The sequence below is a fragment of the Thermodesulfobium sp. genome (assembly GCF_053498235.1).
In genome coordinates, this window is the sequence record NZ_JBRCUV010000044.1 from 21,912 (window position 1) to 37,962 (window position 16,051).

Genomic DNA, 16,051 nt, shown 5'->3' on the forward strand with positions numbered 1-16,051 from the left:
TTAAAAGGAGATTAAATTGATTATAACTACTTTTAATGTAAATTCCATAAGAAGTAGAACTGACATTCTAAGTTTACTGATAGAAAAGCATAACCCAGAAATAATAGCACTTCAAGAAATAAAGTGTACACCAGATCTATTTCCAAATCTCGCCTTTCCTGATTACAAGTGTTTTGTATTAGGCAAAAAGTCATATAACGGTGTAGCAGTTTGCACAAAACTCGATTCAATCCGTCTTGAAAACGAATTTCAGGAAGCATTAGATGAAAAGAGAGCCCTTTTCATAAAATTTGAAAAATTTACTCTTATGAACATATATTTCCCTCACGGCGATCTTAGAGGTACAGACAAATTTTATTATAAATTAAACTTCTATAAAAAATTAGTCAAATTTCTAAAAGAAAACTTTACCCCTGATGAGCCGATCATTATGCTTGGAGACTTCAATGTAGCCTTAACAGACCTTGATGTATACGACCCGGAACTTTTAAAGGATACTATAGGCACAATGCCTGAAGAGAGAGATGCGTTAAGAGAGCTTTTAAGTTTCGGATTCGTAGATACATACAGACACCTTCACCCTACCGAGCCAGGATTTACTTGGTTTAGTTATATAGGTGGAGAAATATGGAAAAACAACGGCATGAGAATAGATTATATATTGGTTACCAGACCACTTCTAGATAAAGTAAATAGAGTAGAAGTTGACCTTTCTCTCAGGAGGAGAAGAACTCCAAAACCGTCAGACCACGCTCCGCTTATTATGGAGATTGATCTTTGAGGCACCCTTCGCTTTGACCTTTATAAAGTTCAAATATATCCCAATAAGTCTTTGGTTCTATTTGATCAGGTCTTTTCTGCAGCAAATCTTTTTGTATTTCTGAAAAAATACTTATGTATTCTTCACTTAACACATTTTTTAAAATCTTTCTTGGCTGAGAAAAAACTTCCTTCAAAAATTTTTCGAAGTCCTCACAATATAACCTTTTTTCAAAGAAATCATCTTTTGGAATCAAATTTATTACTACAGACTTTATCTTTGGTTTAGGATAAAAACAACTTTCTGAAACTTCAAAAAGTATCTTACCGTCAAAAAAATTTTGAATAAGTACGCTTAGTCTTCCATAATCCCTTGTACCTGCAGAAGCAAAAAGCCTTTGTGCCATCTCCTTTTGAATCATCAAAGTCATACTTTTAAGCTTGATATTCTCTTTTATCATCTTTACGATTATTAATGATGCAATGTTATATGGCAAATTTGCTATCAGATTTACGCTTCTATCTATAAATCCTAAATCAGTTTTAAGCGCATCGGAAAGAATAATTTTTTTATTCTCAAAAGCTAGTTCATTCTTATATTCCTCATTCAAAAGCTTAAAGAGCCCTCTGTCAACTTCTATCCCCAAGTAGTCGTTAGAAAGTTTTAAAAGATGTTTTGTCAAAGCACCTTTTCCTGGTCCAATTTCTACTATAAAGTCATCCTCTTTTATCATTGCAGACTCTATAATCTTCCTTGCAATGTTTTGATCTATCAAAAAATTTTGACCAAATCTCTTTAATGGTGCTAAATTCTTCATCAAAGTAACCTTAACTTATTTGTCAGGACAATTTTTTGTGAAGAATATACAAGCATTATCACATAATAATTCCCGCATCTTTCTGAGAAAGTTTATAAAAGCCATAGTTTAAGTAATATTTGCGAAATTAGTAAATTTTTCATAGAAATCAAATACCAGCTTTATAGCTCCTTCATCTACACTTTGAGGATTTTTTGCTATAGAATATCCTACCCCGTGAGCCAGAGTACATCTTAAGAATGGCAACCCGGTATTTATTTCAATTATCCTTGGGAATGAGAAAGCCTTCATAATAGACAGAAATTGATCGTGATAAAGGGATATCACACACCTGACATCTAAATTTTTTAAATTAAAATATATTGAATCAGGCGCAAGAGGACCAAAGATCTCAGCATAAGAATAACTTGACCTTGCATATTCAATAAATGGCTTAATAATAAGCTCTTCTTCGTTCCCAATACTCCCATCTTCTCCAGCGTGAGGGTTAAGGCCAGATATAGCAATCCTTAATGGTTTTATATCTAAAATATTTGCAAGATATATAATCGACTGAAGAGAGAGATTTAACCTTTCGAATGTAATTTTTTCTGACACTTCTTTGAGCGGAATGTGGTGAGAAAGAAGATTTAGAAGATAGAATCCATCAAAGAAGTTCATACTTACGTCTTTCGAATATCTCTCTTCAAGAAAGGCGGTATGGCCTAAAAATTTTTTATCTATAGACTTCGATATCAAATATTTATTTATTGGTAAAGTTAAATAAAATTTATAGTTTTTCTCTTCTACAAATTTTAATGATTCCACAAAGCACTGATATGAAAACCTCCCTACCCTCTCATCTGGCTGGCCCAGAACCTCTATACCAAAATCAGAGTCAAGATCTACGATCCCAAAACCCCTCGTGCTATCAAAAAGGGGAATATTAACTTCAGATCCCATAACACAACACAAATCATCAAAAAAAGCCTTGTTTGTAAAGAGTATAACCTTTTTGTCCCTATTTTTTTCAAGATATTTTATTAAAGAGATGAGTCCGATTCCAGACAAATCACCCGATGATACTACTGGTATCAAACTTACGTCATTAGAATTTTTTTCAATACTATCTAAATCATATAGATTTTTCATATGCAAACGACCAACATAAAATTTAATCTTTAATCTTGAATCTTACATCAATTTTAAATATCCTCTTAGCAGGAAGCTCTACCAAGTTTATAACACCTTCCTCTTTTCTTAAGCTGTCAATAAAAGCATCGATTTCTTCTCTAGACGGCATTATCAAAGTAAACCAAAGATTATACTCGTGATCCCTTAAATAGTTGTGAGACACCCCATGACACCTGTTAATTTTTTCTACTACCTTCTCAATATAATCCTTATCAACTTTAAGTCCAACAAGTGTTCCCTTGAATCCGAGTTTTCTTGGATCAAATACGCCACCTATTAACCTGATTATACCCCTTGATTTTAGCTTTTGAAGAATTTCTATCACTTCCTGCCCACTTATCCCCAGTTGAGCGCCTAACTCATCAAAAGGCCTCTTTACAATAGGGAAGTTATGCTGAATTTTTTCTAAAAGGGCCTCCTCTAGCTCAGTAAGTTTTATTGTTTTCTCATCAAACACCAGGGTTCTTCTCCTAAATAGTCTCCATTATAAAAAAGGGCTCTTGCTCTACAACCACCACAGATATCATTAAAACTGCATTTCCCACAACTTCCTTTAAGATTACCCTCTCTTAGTTCTTTAAACAAAGGCGCATCTCTCCAGATTTCAGAAAATTTCTCAACCCTTACATTTCCCACTTTTATGGGCATATATGGACATGGCCATACGTCACCTTCAGGAGTGATTGAGCAGTATCCTGTACCAGCAAGGCAGCCCTTTGTAAATCTTGTCTTGATGCCAAGAACTTTTGCAATTCTCATATATTGCGGCGCACAAGTTGGCTTTAGCTCTATATTTACAGTTTTTGATTTCAATAATATCTTTTTCAACAGATCCTCATAATCAAAAGCATTCAAGCTCTCTATCTCAATATCCACTGCCCTACCTGTAGGTACCAAAAAGAATATGTGATGCGCATCAGCGCCAATTTCAACAGCAAAATCAGTGATCTCTAAAACTTCATCAATATTTCTCTTGGTTACAGTAGTATTAATCTGGAAAGACAAGCCAATCTCTTTGAGTATTTTCATAGCTTTTACAGCCCTTGACCAGGATCCCTCTACACCTCTAAATTTATCATGCTGAGACTCATTCAGGCTATCCAGACTGATGCTTATCCTTGCAGCCCCCGAAGCCTTTAATCTCAAAGCCATCTCTCTATCAATAAGAGTCCCGTTAGTGCCAAATACCGGCCTTAAGCCAATGCTACTTGCATACTCAGTTAATTCAAATATATCCTTCCTCAATAGAGGTTCGCCGCCACTAAATACGATAATTTTAAAACCTGCTTTTTTAATCTCATCAAGCAGCGATTTCCCTTCTTCGGTAGTAAGCTCATTATATTTTTTGTCGCCTGCATCACGGTAGCAGTGAACACATTTTAAGTTACATTCTTGAGTCGTATTCCAAGAACACAAAATTGGTTGGTTGTTTTCCAGCTTCAAAGGAGATCTCCCTTCTAAAAAATTCAAGCGAACTTTTAAAGTAACAAGCTACTTAACTCTTTTAGCTAACCACTTCGCATAATCCAAAGAGTGATATGAAATGATAATATCTGCTCCAGCTCTTTCAAAAGCATAAAAAATTTCTGAAACAGTACTCATTTCGTCTATCCAGCCATTTATAGCGGCTGCTTTTACCATGGCATACTCGCCACTCACATTATATACAGCCACAGGTAGAAGAACATTATCTTTAACTGTTTTTAAAACGTCCAGATACGAGAGGCCCGGCTTTACCATCAAAATATCAGCACATTCCTCTACATCTATTAGAGATTCTTTTATGGCCTCATTATAACCAAAAAAGGGACTCATTTGATGGGTTTTTCTATTACCAAATTTTGGTGCCGATTGTGCAGCATCTCTAAAAGGTCCATAAAAACAGGAAGCATACTTTACAGAATAACTCATTATAATCGTATTATAGAATCTTTTACTGTCAAGGGCATCTCTAATAGATGAAACCATCCCGTCCATCATCCCAGAAGGGGCAATTATATCAGCACCACTTTCTGCATATGAAATCGCAATATCATTAAGAACTTCTAGAGTTTCATCGTTTAAAATTTCTCCATCCCTTACAATGCCGCAATGTCCATGATCTGTATACTCACACAAACACGTATCAGCAGCAACCACGAGATCAGGAAATTCCTTTTTTAACAAGCGAATAGACCTTTGTACCTCTCCTTCACTGTTCGATGCCCAACTTCCATTTGAATCTTTTATCTCTGAAATTCCAAAAAGTATTATAGATTTTATCCCATTTTTAACCGCTTCTTCTACAAAATTTAAAACCCTATCTACAGTATACCTATACACGCCAGGCATGCTAGATATCTCTTCAACCTTATCCGAACCTGGCATTACAAATACTGGTAACATAAGCTTTTTTACTGCTATCAAAGGATTTTCTAACATTTCCCTTATTCCATCTTGTCTTATCCTTCTTGCTCTATATATAGGAAACATAAACATTCTCCTTTCAAGCAGATAAATTAAATTAAATTTTAAAATTTTAATTTATTTATATAGCAGGCAGGATCCTCCTGCATAATATCACCATAGACCACTTCAGCTCTTATTCTACAACCTCCACAAAGATAGTTATATTTGCACTCCCCGCATATACCTTTAAGATATTTTTCCTTATTACGAAGCTTCTTTAAAAGAGGCTCATTTTCGTTTTTCCAAATTTCTGAAAAAGATTTTTCTCTTATATTACCAAGGTTATAATGAAGCCAGAATTGACATGGGTGTACGTTTCCCTCATTATCAATATTTGCAAACTTCGTACCAGCCGAACAGCCACCATGCATCTTAAGTAGTTCTTTTATCTCATCAGCCCTCTCTGGCTCATTTGACGTAAGGTATAGATAAAGAGCAATACCATCAGCGTGATTGTCAGTAGTCAAAATTTCAAGATCAACGCCCTTTTTGTCAAATTCCATTGTCTTCTTCACCAAAAGGTCAAAAAGCTCTACATTTTGATCTTTTGTTAGATCAAGCTCAAGCATCTCTTTGCCTCTTCCAGAGTACACCAGATGATACATACAAAATCTTGGAATATTGTTTTCAGCCACAAAATCAAGCACATCAGGCAAATCTTTAAAATTCATTTGATTAACAGTAAATCTGACACCAGATTTTAAATCTATCTCTAAACAATTCTTTATACCCTCTATAGATCTTCTAAAAGCACCTTCTACGCCTCGAAAATCGTCATGAACCTTTTCTAAACCGTCTAAACTAATACCAACATATTGAAAATGGCTGTCTTTAAGCCTCTGAGCCACCTCCTTTGTTATGAGAGTCCCGTTAGAAGATAGAACTGGTCTAATACCTTTTGAAAAGGCATAGTCAGCCAATTCAAATATATCCTCTCTTAATAGCGGTTCTCCCCCAGAAAATAAAAGTACAGGAGTGCCCAAACTTGCTAAATCGTCTATTAATATCTTCGCTTCTTGTGTAGTTAGCTCATTTGAGGACTTTTCACCGGCGTTTATATAGCAGTGTTTACACTTCAGATTACAAGCCTTTGTCACGTTCCATACAACAAGTGGCTTATTTTCAGTGGTAAATTGAAGGAGTTTTGGATCTTTAATAGAACTCTTCTTATTCCTTTCTTTTATCACATCAGAAACAGTAGCCTTCCCACAAAGAAGCTTGGTAAAACCAATCATAATTTTTCTCCTTTCAAAATTTAAAAAGAGCTAAAACTTCACATGAGAAAACACATTTTTATTATATTCTTCTATTTTACCCTCATCTGCCATTTGAACCATCACTGGGTCAATAGGCACCTTCGCTAGGACCTCTATGCCATATTCCATAGCAATTTTCTCAACTTTAGAAGCCCCAAATATGTAATATTCTTTTTGATTGTCAGGACATACAAAATAGCTCATATTTTCAACGATACCTAATAGTTTCCCATTCTTTACCCTTTTTACCATCTTCATACTCTTTTTTACTATTAAAGATGCAAGATCCTGTGGAGTTGTAACCACAATAGCGCCTTCTACTGGAATTGACTGGAAAACTGTAATCATAACGTCAGAAGTTCCAGGTGGCAGATCTATGAAAAGATAATCCAATTCTCCCCAATCAACCTGTTCCCAAAATTCTTTAATAACCTTTGATAACATTGGACCACGCCAAATTACTGGGTCATCCTCTGAAGGCAAGAGCAAATTTAGCGAAACAACCTTAATTCCTAATTTTGAAATAGCAGGTTGTAACTTATCGTTTTTAACTTCTAATTTCTTATTAACTCCAAAAATCTTTGGTATACTGGGTCCCGTCACATCTGCATCTAATATGCCTACCTTATAGCCTCTCCTTGCAAACTCACATGCTAAAAGTGAAGTAACTGTACTCTTTCCAACTCCACCCTTACCGCTTAATACAGCTATGACCTTTTTTACATTAGGCAAAACTAACGGTTCCGGAATATTTGTTGCGCCTTTCTCTTGAGCTTTATCTGACATAATTTATCCTCCTCAAAATTGATTTCTTATCTTATTAACAATACTATTTGCCACAAGAACTCCAGATGCCGAAGCTTGAATCAGACCTCTTGTTACTCCTACTCCATCACCAGCTCCATACAATCCTTCAATAGGGGTCATCAAATCAGAATCCAACTTTAATCTAGCAGAGTAATATTTAACCTCAACAGCATAAAGTAAAGTATATCGAGAATAAACTCCAGGTGCAAGTTTATCAAGAGCCTGAAGCATTTCTATAATACTTTTTAGATGTCTATAAGGTAAAACTAAACTAATATCTCCTGGAGTAGCACCCTTTAAAGTAGGAACAACTACTGATTTTTGGAGTCTTTCTTTAGTAGACCTTCTTCCCTCCAAAAGGTCACCAAGCCTCTGAACCAAAACTCCTCCACCTAAAAGATTGGCAAGTCTTGCAATATATTTCCCATACGAAATGGGCTCTTTAAATGGTTCAGTAAATGTTTTACTCACAAGCAAAGCAAAATTTGTATTTTCAGTCTTCCTATCAGCGTAACTGTGACCATTTACCGTTATCACTCCATCGCTTTGCTCACTTACAACTTCCCCATACGGGTTCATACAAAACGTTCTTACTTTATCTTCAAAGAGTTTAGAATAATACACTAACTTTATTTCATAAGTTATTTTCGTCAAATGTTCCATAATAGTTGCAGGCAGTTCTACTCTCACACCAATGTCAACTGGATTATTTTGTACTTCAATACCTAACCTTTTAGCTTCATTAAAAATCCAATCAGCACCATCTCTACCTGGAGATACTATGACATATTTGCTTTTATAAACTGTTCCATCAGATATCTTTACACCCTCAACTTTATTATTCTTTACCACGATTTCGTCAACAGTAGATGAAGTAAGTATATCTATTCTTTTTTCAAGTTCATCCTTCATATTCTGTAATATAATCGGAGATTTATCGGTTCCTAAATGCCTTACTCTAAAGGGTATATATTTAAGATCAGCCAAAATAGCCTTCTTTTTTAATTCATTTTCTTCTTCCGTGTTCGGAGAAAAAACCTCTTGCGTTCCACCAAAATCTACCCATATCTTATCTACATAAGATATAAGATTGTACAACCTTTCTTCACCTACAATATCAGCAAGATTCCCACCAATATCAGTAGACAGAGTAAGTTTACCATCGCTAAAAGCCCCTGCGCCGCCCCATCCACTCATCAGAGCACAAGGGGAACAATTCAAACACTGAGTTTTTCTATCTCTCATTGGGCAATGTCTTTTTGATATATCATGTCCTTTTTCAATAACTAAAACAGAACTACCTTCAAGCTTTTTTGTTAGCTCTAAAGCTGCAAATATTCCAGCAGGACCAGCACCCACAATTATCACGTCATATTCTTTCATATTAACACCCGCTTCCTCAGAAAAATACCCTGGCCAAAACCAGGGTAATTTGTAAATCACTTAATTGACATTACTCTTGATTATCAAACCTCTACAGTAAAAAATAAATGATACTTGATTTCATTATATTATTTATTATTTATTAATAGCTAATTTCAATATCTAATTACCAATATCTAATTTAATATTTTAACACAAAAACCCAAATCTACCTCACATTTATTTCACCTTGATAAATTAAACCTTTCTCTGCATCTACCGTAACTAAAGTCTCATCCTTCAAAATTTCAGTAGCCCCTTCAACTCCTATTATTACAGGAATACTAAAATTTATTCCAAGTATTACAGCATTTGAAGTAAGACCACCTTCTTCAACTATTAACGCTCCAGCTTCAGTAGTATATTTTGCTAACTCTTCATTAATACTTTTTGCTACCACAATATTTCCTGGCTTCATCTTCTCTTTGAAATCTTTTAAGGTAGTTGCAACACAAACTTTCCCTGTATAGGAACTATGACCAATTCCAATGCCTCTTAATATGATATTGCCAACCAGATGAACTCTTATCATATTGGTGGTGCCAGTTGTACCAATAGGCACACCTGCAGTTATAACTACAAGATCACCCTCTTTTATTAAATTAAAAGTACTCGATTTACTAATCGCTTCCATTATCATTTCTTCAATATTATTTGTTTTGTCACATTTTATAGGATAAACTCCCCATATCAGTTTCATTTTTCTAACCATTTTAATATCCGAAGAAACGCCTATTATGAAAGCATTAGGTCTATACTTTGATACCATCTTGGCAGTAAAACCACTTTGTGTAATACTTATTATCGCTGCAGCGTCAAGCTCATGAGAGATCTGAACTGTAGCGTGGCTTATAGCATCAGTAGTAGTTTTTTGATTTAAACCCTTAGATAGAAAAATAGCTTTGTAATCCAAAGACATTTCGGTTTTTAACGCAATTCTGGCCATCATTTCCATAGCCTCTAAAGGATAGTTTCCAGCAGCTGTCTCACCGCTTAACATAACCGCATCTGTCCCATCTAGAATAGCATTTGCCACATCACTAGCCTCTGCCCTAGTAGGGTGTGGATTGTTTATCATAGATTCCAACATTTGGGTAGCTGTAATAACAGGTTTACCCGCTTTATTAGCCTTTTTTATTAATTCCTTTTGAATCAAGGGGACATCTTCGTTAGGTATCTCAATTCCCATATCTCCTCTTGCAACCATAATTCCGTCCGCTACCTTAAGTATTTCATCAATGTTTTCAATACCAAATTTGTTCTCAATCTTTGCAATAATATCTATATTAGAATTATCTTCTTCTAAAACCCTTCTAATCTCTAAAATATTGGTTGCATTTTGGACAAAGGATGCTGCAATAAAATCCATCTCATGCTCTATGCCAAACTTTATATCGTTTATGTCCTTTTCTGACAAAAACTGCATATCTAAAAATACCCCTGGAACTGCTACCCTTTTATGATCTTTTAATATACCGTTGTTCATGACAGTAGTATAAATATTTTTATCGTCAACACCTTCCACTAAAAGCGAAATAAGACCATCAGAGAGGACAATTACGGTATCCTTTTTTACTTTTTTAACCAAATCAGGATATGTAATTGTTACTCTCTCATTATCTCCTTCAATTTCTTCAGCAGTCAAAATGAATTTTTGACCCTTTTTAAGTTGAGCTGACCCACTTTTAAATTTTCCTACTCGAATTTCTGGTCCCTTTGTGTCAAGCATCAAAGCCACTTCTTTGTTTAATTCCTTTGAAATTTCTCTTACCATTTGAATTCTTCTGAAATGATCCTCATAATCCCCATGTGAGAAGTTTAACCTAGCAATATCCATTCCGTTTTTAACAAAGTTATATAAAATTTCAGGATCGTCAGTACTGGGTCCTAAAGTACAAATAATTTTAGTTTTCCTTAACATGTTTCCCCCTTTGGATAAAATTTGTATTCTTTAAATAAGTATTATAACAGTTAATGAACTACCTCGAACCACAAATTTCTTAAACTTTCTAATTTAACAAAATAAGGTTCAAATTTATTTAAATTTTTATTTAAAAACAATATAATGTATAATAAATTATCTACAGAAGAAGTCCGTAAAGCTCAGTGATCAAAAAAGCAATAAATTTCATTTTTGAAAAGGTAATAAATATCCCTCTGTTAAATTTTGCGGGAGATAGTTTTCCAATTCTAACTGGCAATATTATTAACAAACTTAGAAAAAGAAAAGATTGGATATTTATTACTGCGTTTTCACCAGATGGAATTCACTTTGCATCTGGTGGATTTGATTCTAATATACTTTTGTGGAATATCTTTAAAGAGAAACCCATCGACAGCCTAAGTGGTCATGAAGATTGGATAATTGCACTTACTTTCTCCCACAACGGAAAATACCTCTTATCAGGAAGCAGAGACAGCAACATCATTCTTTGGTCTATTCAAGACAGAAAACCAGTCTATAAATTTGAAGGACATCAAAACAGAATTTCCTCACTTGCTTTCTCACAAGATAACACCCTAATTGCATCTGGTGGATACGATTCAACTATAAAAATTTGGGACATTGACTCAGAAAAACCGATAAGCACAATTGATACATCTCCCCTTTGGCCAACATCTATTTGTTTTGCACAGAAAAATAAAAAATTAATTACAGGCTTTAACGACGGGACAATAAACATTTATAGTTTATTTGATTATACTCTTATAAGCACTTTAAAGATATTTCAAAACTGGGTAGATTCGATAAAGTGTAGCAAAGACCAAAATCTTTTTTATAGTTCGAATGTTGATGGCTTTATAAAAATTATAGATATAAAAACAAATAAGTTAATTTTTAGTAAAAAAATTCCCTTTAGGCCCTCTTTATTTCCATATAATGAAAAAAGCATAAACTTCATAGATGCTTTATGCGTATATATGATGTTATACGAAAGAAGTCCTGAAAGCTTTCTGAGAAACTTAAGAAACTTTGATAATGGTATTGAAAGTTTCGATTACAAAATATTTATGCAAAACTATAAAGACTTTGCCTTTGATTTTTCAAAAAAAACTGACGCTATAGCCTGTACTGAAAGATCAAATAAAATTTTTATTTTAGACTTCTTTGGTAAAAATCAAATAAAAATTGATACACCGAATTCGTGGATAAAAACTCTCTCTGTATCGGAAGATGACAGCCTGTTAACCGCAGGTGGTTATGATGGAGAAATAAAAATTTTTTCCTTTAAAACTGGTTATTTAATAGGCTCAATAGTTGATCATGCCTCATGGGTTAACTCTTTAGAATTTTCCACTGATAATAAATTAATAGCTGCAGGTTTAGAAGATGGAACTATTTTAATTACAAAAATCAAAGAAATGGAAATCGTTGAAAAATTTAATCTAAATTCTAGCATATTTAAGGTAAACTTTTTTAACAATAACAAATTTATTTTAGCATCTAGTATATACGGTGAACTTTTTAAAATTGATCTAAGCACCAAAAACGTTGAAATTATTCAAAAATTAAAAAATTCATGGTTCTCAAATTTCCTCGCTTTAAACGATGAAACCTTTATTGCAACTTCTGAAAATGGATATATTTATTTAATAAAGGGTGCCAATATTATAAAAAGCAACAAAATTCACGATTCAGAGATTATAATGTTAGAATTGCTAGATAATAATACATTAATTACTGGCTCTTTAGATTCCTTTTTAAAACAAATTAATATAGATGATTTAAGTATTATTTCGGAAAAAAGATTTGATGGTATCCCCTTAGCTTATAACAAGAAAACTGATAAATTATTTGTATCCCATTTTAGGTGTATATCTGTATATAAAAAAACAGATGATTTATATGAACAGAATAACTTTGATCTTGACAAGCCAAAAATAGAATTTCAATTTGACTTTAATTCAAAACAATTTAATATATCGAAAGATTGTAAAAACCTATTTATATTAAAAAAATCTAATGAAATAGAGAAAATATCTTTAAACAATTTTAATGTACTATTCCAATTAAGTTCGCCAATTCCCATCACATCTTTTTTTAACAATTCTAACTCTTCTAAATTAGTAGTTGGCTACAACAATTCTGAAATACGACTTTATGATACTGAAAACAATAAAATTATAAAAAAACTAAAAGGATACGATGGGTCAATATCTACAGTAAGCCTATCAGCAGATGAAAGTTTTATGATAACAGGTTTTGAAGATGGAACACTTGAAATGTGGTTATTTAATGAAGAAAAAAATCTTTGGTGTATAGAAAACAATTCTGAACCTATCAGTGAATTAAATTTTAGCTATAACAATATATTTTTCATATCTAAAGGTAAATACAGCTTGAACGTAGACCTTTGGTCAACTGTTGAAGGAACTAAGCTTGGAACCTTTTCAAATAAAAATTCTTGCCTCAAAAATTTCGAATTTTCTCCTAACTCAGAATCTGTTCTATACCTCAACGATGAAAATCAATTATCTATTTGGTTTATTAAAGAAGGCAAAGAAATAGTAATACCAGAACAAAATCCTGAACTTTCTATAACGTATTTTTCTTATTTTCCAGATTCGTCAAAAGTTGTGGTAACTTATACAGATGGAAGTTTACGTATATTTTCACTAGATGGAAATCTTATAAAAGAAGAAACCAACAAATCAAATCTTGTTACTTATATAACATTCAAAGATAGCGCTAGTTTCTTTACTTCTCATTTAGATGGAACAATTAGGTTTCATTCATTAGAAAGTTTTGAAAATAAAGAACTTATTCATGCTCACCACTCTTCAATAGACTTTTTGCTTTTTAATTCTGAAGCAAATCTTTTAGCATCTTATTCTACAATTGAAAACATCATAAAAATATGGAGTTTATAAATTTTTTAAAAATTTAATACAAATGTTTATTCTTTGTTGCTGCGATCTTTAAAAACTCCTAATACACCTAAAATTATTAATATCGCACCCAGGATCGTAAATTTATTTATTTCTTCATTCAAAATAATATGTCCTAAAAATAGTGCAAGAACTGGATTTACATAGGCATATGTCATAGATATACTTATAGGTAACAGTTTAACTGCATTTATATAAGCAGTAAAGGCAAGAACGGAACCAAATATTACAAGATACCACAAAGCAATAACTGCATTTAAACCAGGCATCGAGTAGCTTTCATGAAAAGCTAAACTGAGCACGAAAAATCCTATAGAGGCAAATAGGTTCTGATAAAAGCTCATAGTTAGTACTGAGATATTTAGACTATTATTTCTCTGAATAATTGCCCCAATAGCCCAGCACAAGGCTGATAAAAACACTAAAGAATAGGAAAACAAATTTACAAAGGAAAAACTAGAAATTTCAGGAATAAATAAGCAAAATACTCCAAAAAATCCAAGCAATAAGGACAATATAGATCTTATTGAAGGTGTTTTTTTTGTAAAAATTGAGTCCAAAAAAGATGCTAATATAGGTGTAACTCCCAAAATCAGGGCTGTTAGACCAGATGCTGCATTTTGTTCAGCCCACATAATTAGTCCGTTTCCAAAAACCCACATCAACATACTTGTAGAAAATATTATTTTAAATTCAAAAAAATTTATTTTTAAACTTATTCTTCTTATCACAAGAATAAAAAATAAAATCAATGAAGCGAGAAATAGCCTTACTGATCCTAACGTAAAGGGCTCAAAACCACCGGTTACAGCAATTCTTATTGCTAGATAAGTGCTACTCCAAACAATATATACTACAAATAAGTTTAAGAGACCAAAAATAGACATTTTAGATAATTAGACCAATCCTTAAAATATTAAAATTATATTTTTATAACCAAACAGAGATAAGAAAACTAAATAAATAAAAAAACCAAACAAATATATATTATAATCTAATTTGTCCAAAATAAGTCTGACTCAGTAGTTTTACAAGTATTTTTATTGTGTCCAAGCGTCAAAGCTGTGATTAAGTATTTGTACAATATTTGAAGTGCTCCTCACATGATCACGTCCAATTTTTTCTGTAAATTCATCCAACTGATAGAATCAGTTAAACCCAACCCCGTTTAAAAAATATAAATCTTAACTTACTCAATGTCAATAAATGCTTTTCTTCTTCTTATTTTCTTTTAAGACCTGCCTATAGTAATATGCACCTCACATTCTTCTTAGGTATAGTTTAAAAACTGCCCTAAATTTAGTGACCTAAATTAATTTCTTAAATTAGTAAATTAAGTTATGCGATATTAAATTCTTCTTTTACAATAGGTTCTACTTTATTAGGTTCATATTTGCACCTGTATTGCCAATATTCATCCATATCAAAGTATTTATGACCAGTAGACCATAACTCATCTTGTTCTATTAAAAGTGCTCCTATTAGCCTTGTTGCCGATTCTCTATTTGGAAATATACGTATTACTCTTTCTCTACGGCGTATTTCTTCATTTAAGCGTTCAATGCTATTTGTAGTGCGAAGTCTTTTTCTATAGCGCTCTGGAAGAATTAGAATACTTGTAGCATCATAAAATCCCTGTTCTAATATATCTATAGCCTTACCAGCAGTTTTTGAAAAGGTTTCAATTGTTTTCTTTAAAAGCTCTTCAGCTGTCTTTAAATCAGGGGCTTCAAATATCAATCTTAAATTACCGTTTAAACTGCTTTGTAGATGTTTTGGACAGAAACTTAAGATGTTACGAGTAAAGTGAGCCTGACACCTTTGCCAGGTTGAACCCTGAAAGCTTATTGCAGCTGCTTTTACAAGTCCAGGATGATTATCTGATATTACAAAATCTACACCTTTAAGACCTCTTTGTTTTAGGTGTCTGAAAAAATCTGACCAGCTTTGTTCTGATTCGCTATTCCCAATTTCCAAACCCAATATCTCTCTATATCCTTTATCGTTTATTCCTGTTGCAATTAATGCGCTATATGGTTTTACTCTATGATTTTCTCTTATCTTTATTACTAATGCGTCTACTATTAAGAATGGATATCTTTTATCCTTTAGATTTCTCTCTTTCCACTCCCGTACAACTGCATCTAATCTTTTACAAAGTTCAGATACAGTTGAAGCTGAAAATTCTGTCCCACATAATTCTTCTGTGATATCTTTAATCTTTCTTGTTGATACTCCTTTTATTACCATCTCCATTAGTGCTAATAGTAAAGCTTGTTCACTTCTCTGATAACGGTCAAATAATTCTGTTGAAAATACGCCATTACGAATTTGAGGAATATTTAATATTAAATTTCCTACTCTTGTGTTTAACTTTCTTGTTTTATAACCGTTTCTGTATGCCTTTCTATTATCTGTTCGTTCATATAGTTCAGCATTAATCTGTTCTGTTCTCTGTTGTTCAAGAATTTGATTTAT

The 16,051-nt window shown here is 33.0% G+C and carries 13 protein-coding genes; 2 read left to right on the forward strand and 11 right to left on the reverse strand.

Annotated elements, in window-relative coordinates; genetic code table 11:
* The first annotated feature begins 16 nt into the window (after positions 1–16).
* Entirely contained in the window at positions 17–781 is a 765-nt protein-coding gene (gene xth, locus ACWIUX_RS06275; protein WP_448589875.1) for an exodeoxyribonuclease III, read from the forward strand.
* Here the strand turns inward: xth and rsmA are convergent.
* The 9 genes from rsmA to pyk form a co-directional block, all read right to left on the reverse strand.
* Positions 762–1,577 (reverse strand): 16S rRNA (adenine(1518)-N(6)/adenine(1519)-N(6))-dimethyltransferase RsmA, encoded by an 816-nt coding sequence (rsmA, locus tag ACWIUX_RS06280; protein WP_448589876.1) that lies wholly within the window; start codon positions 1,575–1,577, stop codon positions 762–764. The two genes, xth and rsmA, sit on opposite strands and share 20 nt — an antisense overlap.
* Positions 1,578–1,685: 108 nt before the next feature.
* Positions 1,686–2,708 (reverse strand): 4-hydroxythreonine-4-phosphate dehydrogenase PdxA, encoded by a 1,023-nt coding sequence (locus ACWIUX_RS06285; RefSeq protein WP_448589877.1) that lies wholly within the window; start codon positions 2,706–2,708, stop codon positions 1,686–1,688.
* 22 nt (positions 2,709–2,730) lie between these two features.
* On the reverse strand, positions 2,731–3,207 hold the full coding sequence (gene ahbA, locus ACWIUX_RS06290; RefSeq protein WP_448589878.1) for a siroheme decarboxylase subunit alpha: 477 nt from the start codon (positions 3,205–3,207) through the stop codon (positions 2,731–2,733).
* Positions 3,186–4,169 (reverse strand): putative heme d1 biosynthesis radical SAM protein NirJ2, encoded by a 984-nt coding sequence (nirJ2, locus tag ACWIUX_RS06295; RefSeq protein WP_448589887.1) that lies wholly within the window; start codon positions 4,167–4,169, stop codon positions 3,186–3,188. Before nirJ2 ends, ahbA begins: the two co-directional genes overlap by 22 nt.
* Before the next feature lie 72 nt (positions 4,170–4,241).
* Entirely contained in the window at positions 4,242–5,222 is a 981-nt protein-coding gene (gene hemB / locus ACWIUX_RS06300; protein WP_448589879.1) for a porphobilinogen synthase, read from the reverse strand.
* 38 nt (positions 5,223–5,260) lie between these two features.
* A complete protein-coding gene (locus tag ACWIUX_RS06305; protein WP_448589880.1) occupies positions 5,261–6,433 on the reverse strand; it encodes a radical SAM protein in 1,173 nt (390 codons plus the stop codon).
* Between the two features lie 30 nt (positions 6,434–6,463).
* Entirely contained in the window at positions 6,464–7,240 is a 777-nt protein-coding gene (locus ACWIUX_RS06310; RefSeq protein ID WP_448589881.1) for an Mrp/NBP35 family ATP-binding protein, read from the reverse strand.
* A gap of 12 nt (positions 7,241–7,252) precedes the next feature.
* On the reverse strand, positions 7,253–8,644 hold the full coding sequence (locus tag ACWIUX_RS06315; RefSeq protein ID WP_448589882.1) for an NAD(P)/FAD-dependent oxidoreductase: 1,392 nt from the start codon (positions 8,642–8,644) through the stop codon (positions 7,253–7,255).
* Between the two features lie 208 nt (positions 8,645–8,852).
* Positions 8,853–10,604 (reverse strand): pyruvate kinase, encoded by a 1,752-nt coding sequence (pyk, locus tag ACWIUX_RS06320; protein ID WP_448589883.1) that lies wholly within the window; start codon positions 10,602–10,604, stop codon positions 8,853–8,855.
* A 185-nt stretch (positions 10,605–10,789) separates the two neighbouring features.
* Between pyk and ACWIUX_RS06325 the strand changes: the two genes are divergently transcribed.
* A complete protein-coding gene (locus ACWIUX_RS06325; protein WP_448589884.1) occupies positions 10,790–13,555 on the forward strand; it encodes a WD40 repeat domain-containing protein in 2,766 nt (921 codons plus the stop codon).
* A 26-nt stretch (positions 13,556–13,581) separates the two neighbouring features.
* On the opposite strand, the gene ACWIUX_RS06330 is transcribed toward ACWIUX_RS06325, so the two are convergent.
* Both ACWIUX_RS06330 and ACWIUX_RS06335 read right to left on the reverse strand, forming a co-directional pair.
* A complete protein-coding gene (locus ACWIUX_RS06330; protein ID WP_448589885.1) occupies positions 13,582–14,460 on the reverse strand; it encodes a DMT family transporter in 879 nt (292 codons plus the stop codon).
* 451 nt (positions 14,461–14,911) lie between these two features.
* Positions 14,912–16,051 (reverse strand): IS256 family transposase (locus ACWIUX_RS06335; RefSeq protein ID WP_448589886.1); only part of this gene is annotated, 1,140 nt, incomplete at its 5' end.